This window comes from Pseudoalteromonas agarivorans, from assembly GCF_024518735.1.
In the GTDB taxonomy this organism is placed as follows: Bacteria; Pseudomonadota; Gammaproteobacteria; order Enterobacterales; family Alteromonadaceae; genus Pseudoalteromonas; species Pseudoalteromonas atlantica.
In genome coordinates this window covers 207020-225173 of sequence record NZ_JANIGJ010000007.1, presented here as the reverse complement: position 1 = coordinate 225173, position 18154 = coordinate 207020, and the positions used below count along the sequence as shown (strand labels likewise).

General features: G+C 42.1%; 21 protein-coding genes. 13 read left to right on the top strand and 8 right to left on the bottom strand.

Annotated elements, in window-relative coordinates; genetic code table 11:
* The first annotated feature begins 79 nt into the window (after nt 1-79).
* Entirely contained in the window at nt 80-1162 is a 1083-nt protein-coding gene (locus tag NQT65_RS14125; protein ID WP_024033328.1) for a trypsin-like peptidase domain-containing protein, read from the top strand.
* 147 nt (nt 1163-1309) lie between these two features.
* Here NQT65_RS14125 and murA read toward each other — a convergent pair whose 3' ends face one another.
* From murA to NQT65_RS14090, 7 genes are read right to left on the bottom strand one after another with little or no spacing between them, the layout of a single operon-like run.
* Nucleotides 1310-2569 (bottom strand): UDP-N-acetylglucosamine 1-carboxyvinyltransferase, encoded by a 1260-nt coding sequence (gene murA, locus NQT65_RS14120; protein WP_004589098.1) that lies wholly within the window; start codon nt 2567-2569, stop codon nt 1310-1312.
* A gap of 13 nt (nt 2570-2582) precedes the next feature.
* Entirely contained in the window at nt 2583-2840 is a 258-nt protein-coding gene (locus NQT65_RS14115; protein WP_004589097.1) for a BolA family protein, read from the bottom strand.
* 5 nt (nt 2841-2845) lie between these two features.
* Complete coding sequence (locus tag NQT65_RS14110; protein ID WP_024033329.1) at nt 2846-3139, bottom strand: STAS domain-containing protein; 294 nt, start codon at nt 3137-3139, stop codon at nt 2846-2848.
* Complete coding sequence (locus NQT65_RS14105) at nt 3132-3812, bottom strand: MlaC/ttg2D family ABC transporter substrate-binding protein (RefSeq protein WP_138577854.1); 681 nt, start codon at nt 3810-3812, stop codon at nt 3132-3134. Before NQT65_RS14105 ends, NQT65_RS14110 begins: the two co-directional genes overlap by 8 nt.
* A 5-nt stretch (nt 3813-3817) precedes the next feature.
* Nucleotides 3818-4366 (bottom strand): outer membrane lipid asymmetry maintenance protein MlaD, encoded by a 549-nt coding sequence (gene mlaD / locus NQT65_RS14100; protein ID WP_004589094.1) that lies wholly within the window; start codon nt 4364-4366, stop codon nt 3818-3820.
* A 13-nt stretch (nt 4367-4379) separates the two neighbouring features.
* The gene (gene mlaE / locus NQT65_RS14095; protein WP_024033330.1) at nt 4380-5159 is read right to left on the bottom strand and encodes a lipid asymmetry maintenance ABC transporter permease subunit MlaE; all 780 of its coding nucleotides are present in this window, start codon (nt 5157-5159) and stop codon (nt 4380-4382) included.
* Nucleotides 5159-5962: an ATP-binding cassette domain-containing protein gene (locus tag NQT65_RS14090; RefSeq protein WP_004589092.1), complete on the bottom strand. Its 804-nt coding sequence runs from the start codon at nt 5960-5962 to the stop codon at nt 5159-5161. Before NQT65_RS14090 ends, mlaE begins: the two co-directional genes overlap by 1 nt.
* Before the next feature lie 254 nt (nt 5963-6216).
* Between NQT65_RS14090 and NQT65_RS14085 the strand changes: the two genes are divergently transcribed.
* The 12 genes from NQT65_RS14085 to mgtE all read left to right on the top strand — a co-directional run bounded on the left by NQT65_RS14085 (nt 6217) and on the right by mgtE (nt 15659).
* Entirely contained in the window at nt 6217-7185 is a 969-nt protein-coding gene (locus tag NQT65_RS14085; RefSeq protein ID WP_004589091.1) for a calcium/sodium antiporter, read from the top strand.
* A 2-nt stretch (nt 7186-7187) separates the two neighbouring features.
* A complete protein-coding gene (locus NQT65_RS14080) occupies nt 7188-8159 on the top strand; it encodes a KpsF/GutQ family sugar-phosphate isomerase (protein ID WP_004589090.1) in 972 nt (323 codons plus the stop codon).
* Nucleotides 8160-8711, top strand: coding sequence for a 3-deoxy-manno-octulosonate-8-phosphatase KdsC (gene kdsC / locus NQT65_RS14075; RefSeq protein ID WP_004589089.1), 552 nt, complete (start codon nt 8160-8162; stop codon nt 8709-8711).
* A complete protein-coding gene (gene lptC / locus NQT65_RS14070) occupies nt 8708-9262 on the top strand; it encodes an LPS export ABC transporter periplasmic protein LptC (protein ID WP_004589088.1) in 555 nt (184 codons plus the stop codon). Before kdsC ends, lptC begins: the two co-directional genes overlap by 4 nt.
* Nucleotides 9252-9800, top strand: coding sequence for a lipopolysaccharide transport periplasmic protein LptA (lptA, locus tag NQT65_RS14065; protein ID WP_004589087.1), 549 nt, complete (start codon nt 9252-9254; stop codon nt 9798-9800). The genes lptC and lptA overlap by 11 nt, the downstream gene beginning before the upstream one ends.
* Nucleotides 9797-10522 (top strand): LPS export ABC transporter ATP-binding protein, encoded by a 726-nt coding sequence (gene lptB / locus NQT65_RS14060; protein WP_004589086.1) that lies wholly within the window; start codon nt 9797-9799, stop codon nt 10520-10522. Before lptA ends, lptB begins: the two co-directional genes overlap by 4 nt.
* A 69-nt stretch (nt 10523-10591) precedes the next feature.
* A complete protein-coding gene (locus tag NQT65_RS14055) occupies nt 10592-12091 on the top strand; it encodes an RNA polymerase factor sigma-54 (RefSeq protein WP_138684915.1) in 1500 nt (499 codons plus the stop codon).
* Between the two features lie 27 nt (nt 12092-12118).
* Entirely contained in the window at nt 12119-12406 is a 288-nt protein-coding gene (gene hpf / locus NQT65_RS14050) for a ribosome hibernation promoting factor (RefSeq protein ID WP_004589084.1), read from the top strand.
* A gap of 4 nt (nt 12407-12410) precedes the next feature.
* On the top strand, nt 12411-12863 hold the full coding sequence (locus NQT65_RS14045; RefSeq protein ID WP_004589083.1) for a PTS sugar transporter subunit IIA: 453 nt from the start codon (nt 12411-12413) through the stop codon (nt 12861-12863).
* Between the two features lie 19 nt (nt 12864-12882).
* Complete coding sequence (gene rapZ, locus NQT65_RS14040; RefSeq protein WP_004589082.1) at nt 12883-13728, top strand: RNase adapter RapZ; 846 nt, start codon at nt 12883-12885, stop codon at nt 13726-13728.
* A 40-nt stretch (nt 13729-13768) separates the two neighbouring features.
* The gene (locus NQT65_RS14035) at nt 13769-14041 is read left to right on the top strand and encodes an HPr family phosphocarrier protein (RefSeq protein WP_004589081.1); all 273 of its coding nucleotides are present in this window, start codon (nt 13769-13771) and stop codon (nt 14039-14041) included.
* 259 nt (nt 14042-14300) lie between these two features.
* Nucleotides 14301-15659 carry a magnesium transporter gene (mgtE, locus tag NQT65_RS14030; RefSeq protein ID WP_004589080.1) on the top strand — a complete coding sequence of 453 codons (1359 nt, stop codon included), beginning with the start codon at nt 14301-14303 and terminating at the stop codon, nt 15657-15659.
* Nucleotides 15660-15705: 46 nt separating this feature from the next.
* Here the strand turns inward: mgtE and NQT65_RS14025 are convergent, their stop codons facing one another.
* Nucleotides 15706-18135 carry a zinc-dependent metalloprotease gene (locus NQT65_RS14025; protein ID WP_256851420.1) on the bottom strand — a complete coding sequence of 810 codons (2430 nt, stop codon included), beginning with the start codon at nt 18133-18135 and terminating at the stop codon, nt 15706-15708.
* Between the last annotated feature and the right edge of the window lie 19 nt (nt 18136-18154).

Sequence of the window (18154 nt, the reverse complement as noted above, 5' to 3'; positions counted from 1 at the left end):
ATAAAAATAACAGCAGCACTTGCCGCTGTTATTTTTTTTGTGCCATCATAAAGAATTGCTCACTAACAATAAGAATCTCGTGCTGAAATTACTAAAATTTGTACTTCCCCCTTTGTTTGTCGGTTTAGGTATCGCTTTTTTAGTGGTTTTTTTCAGCCCTAATATGCGCGCCTCTTTACTCCCTAATGTTCCCTTGCCCAGTGCTATGAGCTCAAATCACCTTAGTTTTGCTGACGCAGTTAAACGTGCTGCACCGTCGGTAGTAACTATTTTTTCAGAAAGCATTTCTAAAGAGCCTCGATATAAGCAACAAAACACCGTTCAAGAGCTTGGCTCTGGCGTAATTATGGCGCAAGACGGCTACATATTAACTAACTACCACGTTATAAATAATGCAGATCAAATCTTGGTTATATTAACCGATGGCCGACGCTTTTTTGATGTGCAGTTAATTGGCTTTGACACCATTACCGATTTAGCCTTATTAAAAATTAACGCCGACCACCTGCCGGTGATCCCCGTAAACGATAATTATACCACCAGTGTAGGTGATGTAGTGCTGGCCATTGGTAACCCACTCAATTTAGGGCAAACCATCACCCAAGGTATAATTAGTGCCACCGGTAAACAAAAAATTACCGATAGCCCTTATAACAACTTACTGCAAATGGATGCTGCTATAAATGTAGGTAACTCTGGCGGTGCTTTGGTTAATTCAAATGGGGACTTAGTGGGGATCACGTCTGCGCAGTTTAAAACCCGTGAAAACCTAAACATCCAAGGAATCTTTTTTGCTGTTCCCTATTCGCTCGCCAAAGAAGTAATGGCAAAGCTAATACGCCATGGCCGTGTAGTACGTGGCTATTTAGGCTTTGAAGGCACTGCGGTTGATAGCACGGGCAAAGAGGTAAACGACAGCCTTACTGAGGTTGCTGGTATGCGCATCACCAATTTAGACCCATTAGGCCCTGCATGGCAAGCTGGCATTGAAGAGCAAGACATCGTTATTAAAATTGCAGGGTTAAGTGTCGCTAACCCGCAAAAAGTACTCGAAAAAATAGGCAATACACAGCCCGGTAAAGAAATAGAATTTGAGCTGTACCGAAACGGTAAAGTAGAAAAAATAATGGTTAGAGTTGCTGAGCTCGAAACTAAACTCTAACCAAAATGGCAATAAAAAGGTCGGATAGCAATACGCGTATCCGACCTTTTTTTATGTCTAAAGTAAACTGTGTTTAACCCAGCGCGCTTAATTAAGGAGCAAGTGTGCTCTCACCTCAAAGCGAATAAATATTATTGCGAATAGGTATTAGCTACTTCTGCGCTTAATATTGGCACCTAAGCCACTGAGTTTATCTTCAATGCGTTGATAGCCTCGGTCTACGTGGTAAATACGATCGACTACCGTTTCACCTTGCGCCACAATACCGGTCAAAATTAAGCTTGCAGAGGCGCGTAAATCGGTTGCCATTACTTGTGCGCCACTTAAACTTTGCGTTTCACCACAAATAGCGGTGTGCCCTTCTAAACGAATATTAGCGCCCATGCGTTGTAACTCTGGTACGTGCATAAAGCGGTTTTCAAAAATGGTTTCGGTAATTGTTGCACTACCATTAGCCACTACATTTAACGCGGTGAACTGCGCTTGCATGTCGGTTGGAAAACCAGGGTGTGGCATGGTTTTAATATTAACGGCTTTGAGCTCACGATTACGCATATCTAAATAAATGCTGTCATCGTTTACTTCAACTAATGCATTTGCGGCACGTAATTTTTCAATAACAGGCTCAAGTGAATGAAAATCTGTTTTTTTACAAAGTACTTCGCCTGCAGCCATCGCTGCTGCAACTAAAAAAGTGCCCGTTTCAATGCGATCAGGTAAAATGCTGTGCTCACAGCCGCCTAAACGCTCTACGCCATCAATTTCTATACGGCTTGTACCTGCACCAGTAATTTTTGCACCCATAGCAATTAGACAATTGGCAAGGTCAATAATTTCGGGCTCGCGTGCTGCGTTTTCAAGCACCGTTTTACCATCGGCAAGTGCTGCGGCCATTAGTAAGTTTTCGGTTGCGCCAACACTGACCATTTCCATGAAAATTTCAGCGCCTTTAAGGCGGCCTTCTACCTTTGCATTGATATAGCCATTTTCGACGTTTATTTGTGCGCCCATGCGCTCTAAACCTTGAATATGTATATCAACCGGGCGTGCACCGATAGCACAGCCGCCAGGTAGCGATACCTGCGCCTCACCAAAACGCGCCACTAAAGGTCCGAGCGCCAAAACAGAGGCACGCATTTGCTTAACTAAATCATAAGGAGCAAGCGTTTTATTAACTGTTGCGCCATCAATATACAGTGTATCGCCTTGCCAATTTACAGTTGCGCCTAAAGTGCTTAAAAGCGCCTCAGTGGTCACAATATCGCGAAGGCGAGGAACATTCGTAAATGTACTTTTACCATCGGCAAGCAGTGCGGCAAACAAAATTGGTAATGCGGCATTTTTAGCGCCAGAAATAGTTACTTCACCTGCAAGTGAAGTGCCACCTTGAATTACAAACTGATCCATTAAGAGGCCTTAACTATTGAGGTAAAATAAATTTTTGTTCACGCTTCCACTCAGTTGGCGTAAATGCACGAATTGATACAGCGTGAATTGTACCGTCTGAAATAGTATTCATTAATGGGCCATAAACTAGCTGTTGCTTTTTAACGCGGCTTAAACCGTCAAAGCACTCACCTACTGCAATTACTTCATAATGGCTACCATTGGCTTTTACTTTTACTTCAGATAATTGAAGTTCGTCGCGTAATAATGTTTCGACTTGGCTAGTTTCCATAACTCTCACTCAAATAAAGTTGTTACCTGACCCAACTGCATTAAATTTTGCAATTGCTCAGGTGGATTTTGCAATTCAAGGCGTGTGCCCTGTTGCTTAAATTCAGCAAAAGAGTGAATTAACCAAGCTAAGCCCGCTGTGTCAACCCTCATTACCTCACAAAGGTCAAAATAGATGGTTTTATGCTTACTTAATGACTTGGCGTTCAGAAGCTGTTCATTGCCAATTGAGCTGCGGGTAAGTTCACCACTTACCCTATAGTGCTGCTCATCTACTTGGCTAATTGCCAATTTAGTCATTGCTGTTGTTGCCTCTAAATTGCACAGGTAACTGGCTCTTTTGCTCTAGTAATTTGCTTACGTGTGCAATACCTTGCTGGCGTAAAATACCTTGTAGCTCACTTTGTTTTGCATCGAGTAAGCTAATTCCTTCTGCAATCATATCGTATGCGCGCCACTCGCCGCTGCGATCTTCACGCACTTTAAAATCAATTTTTATGTCAGGCTTGCCATCTTCTGTAATTTTAGTTTTTACTACAACTACATCTTTGCCTTTAAATGGTTGCTCTGCGCCAAATTCTACATGTTGGTCAGTGTATTGAGTAAATACCCCCGCGTAAGTAGCAACTAAATAGGCTCTAAACGCGCCAATAAATTCTTGGATGTCTTTAATTGCTTCGGCTTTTTCGGCTTCATCGGTAATTGCACGCACTTTAGACACTTCACTACCCAACACACGAAGTGCTGCATATTTGTAGTCTATGTAAGGCATCAGCTCTTCTTCTACAATAACACGAAGGTGTTCTTTATCTTTAGTGATAAGCGGTTGATCTTTTTTAATGCGCTCAAATGTATGCTCTGCTACCTGACGCACCATTTTGTTAGGATCTGTCAGTTTAACTTCGGCTGCGCTAACACTTTGCACAGCTAGGGTTGCACCAAGTGCAATAACGGCTAAAAACTGTTTCAACATAATAATTACTCACTACCTTGGTTGAATAAAAACTGCCCTATTAACTCTTCTAAAACAAGTGCAGACTTAGTATCTGTGATTGAATCACCATCACCTAACGCTTTGCTCTCTACGCCAAATAACTCATCGATTGCTTGATCTTGTGCGTTTTCGGTCACTGTTTCACCTAAACAGCGCTGCTCTGCTGCATTAGGAGAAATAACAGGGTGAATACCTAAGTACTGCTCCCCTAAAATACCCGATGTTAAAATTGAGATTGAGCTAGTGTCTGAAAAACGACATAAATACTGTGCATCTATCGTCATATTTACCACAGGCAAAAACTCCTGTGGGTGTACATAAATAGATTCGACACGGCCAATCACTACACCGCCTACTTTTACCGGTGCACGCGCTTTAAGTGAGCCGATATTTTCAAACTTTGCATTTAGCGTGTAGGTTTCGCCCGACCCGCTAATACCCGAATTAGCCACTTTAAGTGCTAACATTGCAAACGCTAAAATGCCTAATGCGACAAAAAAGCCAACTAAAATCTCTAATTTCCGTGAATTCATTATCTATACCCTATTAGCTGGTAAACATTACCGCTGTCAAAATAAAGTCAAACCCTAATACTGCCAGTGATGAGTGTACGACTGTTTCTGTTGTTGCTTTACTGATCCCTTCTGAGGTTGGGATACAGTCGTAGCCCTTATAAAGCGCAATCCAGGTCACTACCATGGCAAATACAAAACTTTTTATCATGCCGTTTAATACATCTTCTTGAAACGATACTTGCGATTGCATTATCGACCAAAAGCTGCCGGTATCTACGCCTAACCAATCAACCCCAACTAAATGAGCACCGATAATGGCAACCGCAGAAAAAATAAGTGCAAGCAATGGCATACTAATAAAACCTGCCCAAAAGCGCGGTGCAATAATGCGCTTGAGAGGGTCAATTGCCATCATTTCTAGTGAAGAGAGTTGCTCGGTGGCTTTCATTAAGCCTATTTCTGCCGTTAGCGCACTTCCAGCGCGCCCAGCAAATAATAGCGCTGTAACCACAGGGCCTAGTTCGCGTAATAAACTAAGCGCAACTAATGGGCCTAGGCTGTCTTCGGCGCCATAGCCAACCAATACGGTATAACCTTGCAGCGCAAGCACCATACCAATAAACAAACCCGACACCATAATAATTAATAATGATTGCGAACCAACCATATAAAGTTGGCGCACTAACAGCGGTGTGCCTTTTTTAAAGTTAGGTACATTCCACAATGCATTAAAAAGCATGTTGGCAGAGCGCCCTAATGCAGCAAAACGCCCAAGCGTTTTATGACCTAACTTTTGAAATAAATCCAACATTAAGCGTTTTCTCCTAACAGCTCATCAGCATACGTTTGTGCAGGATAATGAAATGGCACAGGCCCATCCGATAACCCTTTTAAAAACTGCTGTACTAATGGAGATTCATGATTACGCATTTCATCCGGTGTCCCTGCCCCTATTACGCCTTGATCGGCAATAATAATAACGTGATCGGCAATACTCATTACCTCCGTTACATCGTGGGTTACAATAAGGGATGATAAACCTAGCACTTCATTTAACGACTTAATAAGCTTTACCAATACACCCATAGATATTGGGTCTTGGCCGGCAAAAGGCTCATCATACATAATAAGTTCTGGGTCCAGTGCAATAGCACGTGCAAGTGCTGCTCGTCTGGCCATACCGCCAGAAAGCTCAGAAGGCATTAAATCTTTAGCACCGCGTAAACCCACCGCTTGCAGTTTCATTAATACGACTAGTTTAATTAACGCTTCACTTAACTTGGTGTGCTCTCGCAGAGGAAATGCAATGTTGTCAAATACCGACATATCAGTAAATAACGCACCGCTTTGAAACAGCATGCTCATTTTGGTTCGTGCCGCATATAACTCTTTGCGCGACATACTAGGAATACTGCCACCTTCGAATAAAATATCGCCGGCGTCAGGCTTAAGCTGCCCACCAATTAAGCGTAGCATTGTGGTTTTGCCAATTCCGCTTGGCCCCATAATCGCTGTTATCTTACCTTTAGGAACACTAAAACTCATATTTTTATATATGGTTCTATCGCCTCGCGAAAAGCTAACATCCTTGACTTCTACTATTGATTGCGACAAGTCGCTCTCCGTAACAATGTTCACTCGTGCTCCTATTTTAAGGGTTTTTTAGCCAAGATGGAAAAAACAATTCGTAAGATTTTGTAATACGCCTACAAAAAGCGCTCTAAGGCTGAAGTAAATTGCCTTAACCTTTGCTTAAGCGCATAAAATTCACGCACTGCAATAGTAGACCCTGCTCTTTTGCTTATACTTTCATGTTGGCTTTTGTTACTATTCGCGCCATCTGTATTTTGAACATCTGGCTTAACATAATGGTTACCTCGTTTGTTATTTTAATTCTTGGTTTTGCTGCACTTGTGTGGAGCGCCGACCGATTTGTATACGGTGCGGCAGCGCTTGCTAAAAACTTTGGAGTCCCTACTTTAATTGTTGGCTTAACGGTTGTTGCTATGGGTTCTTCGGCCCCTGAAATGATGGTATCGGCCTCGGCTGCTTTGGCAAATAAAACCGACACAGCGGTCGGTAACGCGGTAGGTTCAAATATAACAAACATCTTACTTGTGTTAGGTATTACTGCGCTGCTACGCCCTTTGAGTGTGTCATCAAGCACTTTAAAACGCGAAATGCCGCTTGTTATGCTGGTATCCTTGGCTACGTGGTATGTATTTTCAGACAACTACTTCTCGCTCACCGAAGGGGTGGCGTTGCTAGTCGCATTTGCTGTGTTTATTGGTGGCTTGATTGTGGTTTCTTTGCGCGCAAAAAATCAAGATGACCCTTTTGTTTCAGAAGCCTGCGATGAGGTTCCTAACGATGTACCAACTAAAAAAGCCGTTTTATGGCTAATTGTCGGCATGGTTTTATTGCCTGTTAGCTCACACTTTTTAGTTGGTTCAGCAGTCGATATTGCTAAATACTTTGGTTTAAGCGACTTAGTTATTGGCTTAACCATTATCGCCATTGGCACAAGCTTGCCTGAACTTGCAGCTTCTGTAGCGGGTGTACTTAAAAACGAAGATGATTTAGCCCTAGGTAATATTGTGGGCTCAAATATATTTAATATTTTAGCGGTATTACCGCTTGCAGGTATTATTAACCCATCAGTGGTTGACCCGTCACTTGCAAACCGCGACATACTTATTATGTTAGGTGCTACGCTTGCGCTTATTATTATGTCATTGAACTTTAGAGGTTCTCAGCGTATCAATAGAGTAGAAGGTGGCCTATTACTCATCGCATTTTTGGCGTACCAAGGTTATATTTTTAGTCAAGTAGGGTAACAATGGCACAACTAAATTTTATAGAGCAAGGTTTACGCGTATTAAACATTGAACGCCAAGCGCTTGCTGATATTACACAATACGTTGACGAAAACTTTCATAGTGCGTGTCAGCTCATGTTTGATTGCCAAGGCCGCATTATTGTTATTGGCATGGGTAAATCAGGCCATATTGGTAATAAAATTGCTGCTACCCTTGCAAGTACAGGCAGCCCTGCTTTTTTTGTTCACCCTGGCGAAGCAAGCCATGGTGATTTAGGCATGATAACCAAAAATGACGTGGTTATGCTTATATCAAACTCGGGCGAAACCAGCGAAGTACTTAATATTATTCCGGTGCTTAAACGCCTTGGTGCAAAAATAATATCTATGACGGGCAACCCGCTCTCTACTATGGCTACACTTGCCGATGTGCACGTATGCATAAAAGTAGAACAAGAAGCCTGTTTATTAGGTTTAGCGCCTACAGCAAGCACCACAGCTACTTTAGCAATGGGTGATGCAATGGCGGTTGCGCTTTTAGAAGCACGCGGCTTTACCGCCGATGACTTTGCACTCTCTCACCCTGGCGGCAGTTTAGGTAAGCGATTGTTGCTCACTTTAAAAGATGTAATGCACAGCGGCACAAACACCCCTATTATAGGTGTAACGCAAACAATTAAAGACGCGTTAATAGAAATGTCAGCCAAAGGGCTGGGTATGACCGCTATTGTAGATAACAATCAACAGCTTGCCGGCCTTTTTACCGACGGTGACTTACGCCGTATTTTAGAGCAAAGAGTTGATATACATAGCACCGCTATTAGCCAGGTTATGACTAAGTCGTGCACAACTGCCACGGCCGATATACTTGCAGCTGAAGCCCTAAACATAATGGAAAACAAACGTATTAATGGTTTAATTGTGGTCAATGATAAAAACCAGCCAATAGGCGCCTTAAATATGCAAGACCTCTTAAAAGCAGGAGTATTATAAATGCAATTTGAAGATCTCTATCAACCGCTAAGCGATGATGCCAAAGCACGCGCCAAAAAAGTAAAACTACTCATATGCGATATTGATGGTGTATTTTCTGATGGCCGAATTTACCTCGGTAACCAAGGCGAAGAATTAAAAGCATTTAATACAAAAGATGGTTTTGGCATTAAAGCGCTAATTAATAGCGGTTTTGAAGTTGCGGTCATTACGGGGCGTCACTCAGAAATAGTACAAACTCGCATGAGCAGCTTAACTGTGCAGCACATTTATCAAGGCCAAGAAGACAAGCTTATTGCTTATCAAGAACTCAAAAACACTTTAAAGTTAACTGATGAACAAATAGCCTATATTGGCGACGATGGCCCTGACATGCCAGTAATGGAGCGTGTTGGCTTTGCCGTTGCAGTTAACGATGCGCACCCGCTAATTAAGCGCTTATCGCATTACACTACGCAAATGCCTGGTGGCTTTGGCGCCGTTAGAGAGCTCACAGATTTACTTATGCTAGAGAACGGCATAGCGCTTACAACACAAGGCACCAGTTCATGAATGCAGCACGCGTTATACTCAGTGCGTTATTCATCGGCTGTATGGTTTGGCTTTGGTACCCTTATTTTACCCAAACCAATGTAGCGCCAGAGCAAGAACCTGAAGTAATTGCAAAGCCCGATTACACCGCTATAGAGCTTAAGCAAACAGCCTATGACGAGCAAGGCAAAATAAGCCATAAAGTCACTGCGGCTAAAATGGAGCTGTACCAACAGCTTGGTTTTACATTTTTTGAAAAACCTATTTTCACCTTGTATAACGAAAAGCAAACATGGCGAATAAATGCAGACGAAGCAACGCTTTACGAAGATAAACAACTTATTTTAGAAGGCAATGTGGTTGCTAAAAATTTAGTTGATAACGCCATGATAGATAACATCAATGCCGATAACATCGAAGTCGACATTAAAGCGCTAACAATGCGCTCTGAGCAGCCAGTGGTTGTCACTGGGCCTAATTTAAAAATTGTCGGTAAAGGCCTTGAAGCCGATTTAAAAACCGAAGTAATAAAACTAATTAACCATACGCGAACAATATATTATGACCAATAAACTCACTAAAATACTTATTATCCCATCGCTAATGCTTGCATTTAGCGCCTCTGCTGCTGAGCCTGCTGCTCAACCGCCAGCAAATCAAATTTCTATTAGTGCAGACCGTCAAGAAGGCCAACTTAAAGAAAACGTAGGTATTTTTGAAAAGAACGTCGAAATTGTGCATGGTAATCGCAAAATTACAGCCGACCGACTCGAAGTACATAAACGTGAAGACTTAGGGGATAACAAACAACTCCTTATTGCCACTGGCAGCCCAGCCTACTTCGAAGAAAAACAAGACGATGGTACTGTAATGAGTGCCAGTGCAAACGAAGTACGTTACGACGTAGCAAAGCGATTTTTAACGCTTGTTGGCGATGCTGAAGTCGCACAAGCCGGTCAAAAAATTAATGCTAAAAGTATTACCTACGATATGCAGCAGCAGCTTATTAGCGCAGAAAAAGACGAAAACTCTACGGATCGTGTCCACACAATTTTAGTGCCTGTTGAAGCAAAAATTAAAGAAAAAACAGGTAACGAAGGTCAACCATGAGCACCTTAAAAGCAGAACTATTAGCAAAAAGCTATAAAGGCCGCCAAGTTGTAAAAAATGTAGGCCTTGAGGTAGAAGCCGGCAGCATTGTTGGCTTATTGGGCCCTAATGGCGCAGGTAAAACCACCACCTTTTATATGATTGTAGGGTTAGTACCTAGCGACAAAGGCAAAATTTCTATTGATGATAACGACATTACGTTATTACCTATGCACAGCCGCGCCCGCTTAGGCATTGGCTATTTGCCGCAAGAGTCATCAATATTTAGAAAGCTGACAGTTTATCAAAACTTAATGGCGATTTTAGAAACGCGTAAAGAGCTCAATAAAGCCGCGCGAGAAGAAACGCTTAACAACTTACTTGATGAATTTAGTATTCAGCATATTCGCGATAGCCAAGGTATGGCGCTTTCTGGTGGTGAACGCCGCCGTGTAGAAATTGCCAGAGCACTGGCAGCGAACCCTAAATTTATTTTATTGGATGAGCCTTTTGCTGGTGTTGATCCGATTTCAGTGTTAGATATAAAGAAAATAATAGAACATCTTAAAAACCGTGGCATTGGCGTATTAATTACCGATCACAATGTAAGAGAAACCCTTGATGTTTGTGAAAAAGCCTACATTGTTTCTCATGGGGAGCTAATTGCATCTGGCACCCCAGAACACGTATTAAATGACAAAACTGTACGCGATGTTTATTTAGGCGAGCAATTTAGGCTGTAACATTTAAGCCACACCTACAAGCATCTGCTAATATTAATTATAACAACATAAAAGGATTGTTAGAGATACATGAGGCAATCATTACAGCTGCGCATGGGCCAGCAACTTACAATGACTCCACAATTGCAACAAGCGATTCGCTTGCTGCAGCTCAGTACATTGGATCTCCAGCAAGAAATACAAGAAGCACTTGATAGCAACCCGCTATTAGAAGTAGAAGAGCAAGATTACACGGAAGAGTCGGCTGGAAAAAATGAACAAAAAGCAGATACGGATGATGTAACCGTAAGCGCATCGGCTGACGATACAACCAGCGAGTACGAGCAAGACAGTGGCGAAGCTTTAAATAAAGACACCATTAGCGATGATATGGCAATGGATGTAACTTGGGATGAGTACATGAGCGCAGCCCCTGCTGCATCCTCAGGCCCAATGCCAGAAGATGAGTCTATTTATCAAGGTGCCTCTACTGAAACGCTACATGAGTATTTAATGTGGCAGCTTCAGCTTACTCCTTTTAGCCCAACTGACGAAGCCATTGCTATTGCCATTGTAGAAGCTGTAGATGACTCGGGTATTTTAACGCTAAGTTGCGAAGAAATTTTAGAAAGCTTTAACCAAGAAAACGATGACGAAGTTGAAGTTGAACTTGACGAAATAGAAGCCGTTTTAAAGCGTATTCAGTTATTTGACCCTGTAGGTATAGCCGCGCGCAGTTTACAAGAGTGCTTGTGTATTCAGCTAAACCAGTTTGATAAAGACACCCCTTTTATAGAACAAACTAAAATGATCTTAACCGATCACATTGATCTATTAGCGGCACGCGACTATCGTACATTAATGAAAAAGACTAAGCTTAAAGAAGACGAGCTTAAAGAGGTCATGACCCTAATACATACCCTCAACCCAAAACCTGCAGATACAATAGTAAGGGAAGAGTCTGAGTATGTAATACCGGATGTGTCGGTTAAAAAAATAAAAGGCCGCTGGGTGGTAGAGCTAAATCCAGATAGCATGCCAAAAATACGCGTAAATAGTCAGTACGCGGCTATGTCTCGTACCGTAAAATCAAGTGGTGATAGCCAGTTTATTCGCTCTCACTTACAAGAAGCTAAATGGTTTATAAAAAGCCTTGAAAGCAGAAACGACACGCTACTTAAGGTAACTAACTGTATTGTAAAACAGCAACAGGCATTTTTTGAACATGGCCCAGAAGCCATGAAGCCAATGGTTTTAAACGATGTTGCTGAAATGGTAGAAATGCATGAATCGACAATTTCGCGTGTTACTACGCAAAAATATATGCATACGCCACGTGGTATTTTTGAGCTTAAGTATTTTTTCTCAAGCCACGTAAGCACTGAAAACGGCGGAGAGTGTTCATCAACCGCAATACGTGCCCTAATTAAAAAGCTAATTGCCGCGGAAAACTCAGCTAAACCATTGAGTGATAGTAAAATTGCGGATATATTGGCAGAGCAAGGAATTAAAGTAGCTAGACGCACAATAGCAAAATACCGTGAATCGCTAGCTATTCCACCGTCAAATCAGAGAAAGAGTTTGATATAAGACGTAAAAAACAAAGAGGAAATGCTTATGCAACTAAACCTAACTGGTCGTCACGTAGAAGTAACTGATTCACTTAGAGACTATGTAAATAATAAATTTGCAAAGCTAGAAAGGCACTCAGATCATATTAGCAATGTGCATGTCATTCTCGATGTAGAAAAACTCAACCAAAAAGCAGAAGCGACTATTCATGTAAGTGGCGCAGATTTATTTGCCTCAACAGAGCACCAAGATATGTATGCCGCTATAGACTCGTTGATTGACAAGCTCGATCGTCAAGTCATAAAACATAAAGAGAAGCTTGCTAGACACTAATATTATGAAATTAAGTACATTAGTATGCCAGGACTGCAGCAAAGCTGCGGTCCTTTTTAGTAGTAAAAAAAGAATTTTAGAGTTTATCAGTGAGCTTGCTCATGAAAAGCTCCCCTACTTACCACAACAAGATATTCTTAATGCGCTGGCAAGCAGAGAAAAGCTAGGCAGTACTGGTATTGGCCGGGGGATCGCCATTCCTCATGGCAGAATGGGTGGCGTAGAAGAGCCGCTGGCTTTAGTACTTGTTAGCGACACGCCTGTTAACTTTGACGCTATTGATAACTGCCCTGTTGATATTTTTGTTGCACTCATCGTACCAGATGGCGATAACCAACAGCACCTAAAGACTCTGGCAACCATAGCTGATAAACTGAGCAACAAAGAATTTTGTAAACAGCTGCGTAGTGCTAAAACCGATGCAGAGCTGTATCAAGTAATTGTTGATCAATCGTAGTAAATACTAAGGGCTATAAATGGAGTTAATTATCATAAGCGGCCGTTCTGGTTCAGGTAAGTCGGTTGCTTTACGCGTGGTTGAAGATTTAGGCTATTATTGCGTAGATAATATTCCGGTCAACCTACTGCCCTCTTTAGTGCGAAGTGTTTCAGATAACTATGACAAAATAGCCGTTAGTATAGATGTTCGTAATATCCCCAAAGAACAAGACGAATTTAACGATATTCTCGAGTACCTTCCTGACTTTGCTAAACCCACACTGTTTTATTTAGATAGTGATGATCAAACACTGATCAAACGTTTTTCAGAAACACGCAGATTACACCCTTTATCCATCGATTCACTGCCGCTTGATTTAGCAATAAAAAAAGAAAAAGAACTGCTTGATGTACTCGTAACGCGCGCTGACTTTATGCTTGATACCACCGATTTAAGTGTGCACCAATTAGCAGAGTCAATTCGCGAAAAAATACTGGGTAAAAAAGATAAGCAACTTATTGTAACGTTTGAATCGTTTGGCTTTAAACACGGCATACCTAAAGAAGCTGATTATGTTTTTGATGCTCGCTTTTTGCCAAACCCCCACTGGGAGCCTGAACTTAAACCGCTTACGGGCCTTGATCAACCAGTAAAAGATTTCTTGGCAAATCACAGCATAGTGCAAAAATTCACTTGGCAAATTCAGACCTTTGTACAAACTTGGTTGCCACACTTAGAGCGTAATAACCGTAGTTACCTCACTATTGCAATTGGATGTACTGGTGGTCAACACCGCTCGGTTTATTTAGCGCAAGCCATTGGTGAGAGCTTTGCTATGACGCATCCGAATGTCAAAATTCGTCATCGTGAGCAAGAAAAGTAACCTTAAAATAATAACCTGTTCAGTTTAGGTATAGTAATTTATGCGCTGTGAAGACACATTTTTAATAAAAAATAAATTAGGCTTACACGCCAGAGCGGCAACGGTCCTTGCGCAATTAGCTGTGCAGTTTGATGCTAAAATCACCTTACACCAAGATGATAAAGAAGCCGCAGGCGACAGCGTATTAGCTTTAATGCTACTTGAAAGCAGTAAAGGTAAAGAAGTTAAAGTAGTCTGTGAAGGCCCTGATTCAGAGCAAGCTTTGCATGCGGTTGGGCAATTAATTGCACAACGATTTAACGAACAAGAATAATTTAAAGCACCATAGCCTTATAAGTTAAAGACTTATCAGGCCAGACTATAAAGATTTAGTAAGTTAGGGTATTCCGACTCGCCTAATTTAGTGCTTTAATTTAGAGTAATAAAGCCATGCCCCTGCTAAATTTGGTTACTTAATTTTAAACACTAATTTAGTCCCAGCATTGGGTTTAGCACAAAAAATAAAGAAAATGACAGTGGGCAACACCACTTACTAAACACCTTTCCATTACACAAAAATATTTAGGATGCCAATGCCAGAAGCGTTTGAACAAGACTATCCACTACAGCAATTAAAACAAGTGACTAAATCACTTAATAGTGGGCAATTTGTTCAAGTAAGACGCATGCTAGCAAAAACAGCACCTTGTGATACAGCACTGCTGCTTGAATCCTCTCCGCATAAAATTAGACGCATGCTTTGGCAACTGGTTGACCCAGATGTGCAAGGGGATGTGCTAGAAGAGCTCTCTGAAGATGTACGTTTAGGTATCATTGCACAAATGGAACCTGAGCATATTGCCGCGGCCACTGAGGATATGGGCCACGATGATTTAGGTGAAGTCCTGCGTAGCCTACCTGATACCGTGTACAAAGATGTGGTTAGCGCTATGGATACGCAAGACCGCGAACGCGCTACACAGGCTTTATCTTACCAAGAGCGTTCTGCAGGCGCGCTAATGAACACCGATACGGTGACCATTCGCCCAGACGTTACACTTGATGTTGTGCTGCGCTATATTAGGCTACGCGGTGAGCTGCCAGAGGGCACCGATGATTTATACGTTGTTGATAAACATAACTGTTTTTTAGGTGCATTGTCACTTAGTACACTGTTAACTAATCCGCCTGAAAAAATTGTTCAAGATTTAATGGATGAAGACTGTGAGTCTATCCCTATTTCGATGGATGAAAGTGAAGTTGCTCAGTTATTTGAGCGCCACAACTGGATATCGGCCCCTGTAGTCGATGATAACGCCCACTTGCTTGGACGTGTCACCATTGATGATATTGTTGATGTTATTCGTGAAGATGCAGAGCACAGCTTATTAAGCCTTGCCGGTCTTGATGATGAAGAAGACACCTTTGCACCTGTTTTAAAAAGCTCAAAAAAACGCTCAGTATGGCTTGGTGTTAACTTACTCACTGCCTTAGCTGCCGCCTTTGTGGCCAGCTTTTTTGAAAGCACCTTAGATATATTACCTATTTTAGCTGTACTCAATGGCATTGTGCCCTCAATGGGTGGTGTAGCAGGTAGCCAATCTTTAACTCTGGTTATTCGCGGTATTGCCGTGGGCCATATTAACCAAACTAACCAACGATTTTTAATGGCTAAAGAGCTGGCGATAGGCGCATTAAACGGGGTTATTTGGTCAATACTTATAGCCAGTGTAATTGCGCTTTGGCAATGGGATTTTATGCTTGGCGGCGTACTCGCATTTGCAATGTTTATGAACCTCGTAGTGGCTGGTGTTGCTGGCGCATGTATTCCTATTTTATTGAAAAAAATGAATATAGACCCTGCACTTGCCGGTAGTGTTGTACTTACAACGGTGACTGATATTGTCGGTATTTTTGCCTTTTTAGGCACCGCAACGTGGCTACTTATTTAGCAACCTGAACTGAGGTTAAGTAGCCACTACACACTAAAACATATAATTAAATTGGTGAGCCCGGTGGCATTGGTAAACCACTGAAGTTTTCAGGCCACTTACCTACTTTTAAAAACTGTTTTATTTGCTCTGCTAAATACTGTTTAAACGCGCTTTCTCCTACACTGGTATTACTTAACATTGAGTTTTGATTGTACTCTTTGCTTAATTTTACCAAGTAGAAACGTAACTGCGCCTGCACCTCTGGGCTTACCTTGTCACTAGTGACTAAATCAGCCATATTTTTTGCAGTTAAAAATTGCACCCGCTGGGTGATTTTGCCTTTCATTGTATTAGGTGATGACACATTAAACACCTGGCTGTAAAGCTGCTCTAGCAACTCATCTAAGCTGTAAAAATTATAATTACGTACTTGTTGTTGAGCTAAACGATTTAAACGCTGTGGGTTTAATAATAACGATAAACTATGCTGCGCAGCTACTTCTGGCAAGGCCATCGCATCAAGTGTTAAACCCGTACGCCCTGTTATGCTTTCACGCGATTTAGACTCGCCATACGCTTTTGGCGGAATAAGCGCTAACACCGACTCAGGCAAAATTAAATTAGCCGGTTTTAATGTTGTTAAAATAGCACCAAGCGCCGCTTGCTGCTTCGCTTTTGCAACCACTTGCGCGCCCTTAGCAGGTGAGTTGTTACGTGTTTCGTATTCGTAATTAACCCCCGCAATTAGCTTAACTGCAGCCTCTACTTGATAGCGATGAAATAAATAAAGCGGCACGAGTTTTTCTTCTAACTGCGAGAGTGCATCGCCCGTTTTAATGTTGTTAATACCAAATTGCGAAAGCGCTTTTTTACGTACATCAAGCACTCTAAGTAACTCTTGCGCTGGGTTAGTACCGTTATCCCATAAGTGCGCTGTAGGGTGTGCCCCGCCCTTTGCGCGAGCGTCGCTATCAGATATAAACTCAAGGCCCTTCGTTTTGTTCTCTTTTAATATTGCTGCAAGCTCAGCACTTTCATCTTGATTAGTGAAGTCGCTGTAACCATATTTAATAACTTGGGTATCCCATACGCCCATACCGCTTGCATAGCCGCGGGTTACATCAAGCTCGCCTTGCTCGTTAAAGCTAAGTAGTGGGTGTGGGTAATCCATAACCGACGCTCTATCCCCCACCGAGGCTGCAAAGTTATGTGCAATGCCCAGCGTATGGCCAATTTCGTGTGCACTTAACTGGCGAATCCTATCAAGTGCCATTGCCTGTAAGTTCCTAGCCACCTCGTTACCTTTTAAATAAGGCGCACCAAGGGCTTCTGCAATTAAAATATCTTGGCGTACACGCAATGAGCCAAGTGTTACATGCCCTTTGAGTATTTCGCCGGTACGAGGGTCTATAACAGAGCTTCCGTAAGACCATCCGCGTGTAGCACGATGCACCCACTGGATAACGTTATAGCGAATATCCATAGGATCAGCATTGCTCGGCAATACTTTGACTATAAATGCGTTTTTATAGCCTGCTGCGCTAAAGGCATCATTCCACCACTTACCGCCTTCAAGTAACGCGTTTTTAACCGGCTCAGGAACGCCAGGATCTAGGTAGTAAGTAATGGGCTCTACGGGTTCACTAATCGGTAAACTTGGATCTTTTTTAGCTAAGCGATGACGCGGTATATAGCGCACAAACATAGATTCACCAAGGGGGGCTGCATAGTCTTTGTGCTCAATGCTCCAATACCCTGATTGCGGGTCAAATTTACGTGGCGTGTATTTATCATCAGGTAATTTAATAAGTGAGTGGTGCATATGTACAGTAAGTGCGTATGCATCGGCGCTTACTTGGCGCACAAATTTACCTGGTTTAGTGCCCTTAAACGTTAATACTGCTTCAAGCTCGGTGTTTTTTACAAACGCTTTTGAGCGATTCATATATACAGCGCTGCGTGATTCATCAAGGCTAAAGCTGCCTTGCTTGCGCGTTGCAAGCGTACGGCTTACCCCGTGTACATCGCTTAATAAATAAGGTGTGTAATCAATCAGGAGCGCTTTTTCGCTTTGCGCTACCACTTTAAAGCCCGCTAAAATACTGGATGCAAAGGCCTCTTTGATACTTTGCTGCTCAGCTTTGTTAGTGGTATTAGCGCGATAATATGTATTTAGCGCGCGCAACATTACTTTATCGCCAAAACGCTCAAACTGAACTAAATGCGTGTTACCAAGTTGGCCTCTATCTAAGCCTATATCGTTAGAGCCAACTCCATAGGGTAAGCTTTGCTGAAGCAAAAATTGCTGCTCTAATTTATCTACTTTTAAAAACACTTTGCCGTTTTGAGTATCGTAGTAAAACGAAAAGTACCCAGGAAAGTGATTCATTTGCGCAGTAAATTCATCTATAGGCTTAATTGCTGCGTGCGCTTGGGTTATCATAGAGCACAGCACAGTAAAGAATATGTAACTTATTAGTGGTATTTTTTTCATAATCTTATCTTTGTTATTG